The organism is Coxiella-like endosymbiont of Rhipicephalus sanguineus (assembly GCF_018687865.1).
In genome coordinates this window covers 1-540 of the sequence record NZ_NIQB01000036.1, presented here as the reverse complement: position 1 = coordinate 540, position 540 = coordinate 1, and the positions used below count along the sequence as shown (strand labels likewise).

The window sequence follows — 540 nt, the reverse complement described above, 5'->3', positions numbered from 1 at the left end:
CCCTGCATCGGTTAATGCTCTTGCTGCCGAAGCCGTGGCTATATTACCAGCAATCACGGGCACATCGGATAATGCTTCTTAACCCATTTCACTCGATCAATAACTCCTTTTGAATGGCCATGTGCGGTATCCACCACCAAAATATCAACGTCTTCAGCTACCAAAGCAGCTACCCGATCCGGAGTTTCGTTTCCTGTACCGATGGCTGCACCCACTCGCAATTGTCCCGAAGCAGTTTTACAAGCATTGGGATTTTGTTGTGAGCGTAGAATATCTTTCACAGTAATTAATCCACGCAATTCAAAGCGTTCGTTGATTACTAGCAATTTTTCTACACGATGTGGGCGGAAAAGATTAATAATTTCTTCGCGTGTAGCGCCTTCTTTGATGGTAATGAGGCGTTCTTTTGGAGTCATTAAATTAGCAACTTTTTGCTCCATATCCGATTCAAAACGAATATCGCGATTGGTAATAATTCCAACAAGCTGCTCACCTTCTACAACAGGAAGCCCCGAAATATTGTATTCGCTCGTGATTTTT

The 540-nt window shown here is 43.3% G+C and carries 1 pseudogene; it reads right to left on the bottom strand.

Annotation, left to right across the window (positions count from 1 at the left end):
* A pseudogene (locus tag B1F79_RS02255) lies at nucleotides 1–540 on the bottom strand (IMP dehydrogenase); the annotation flags it as partial.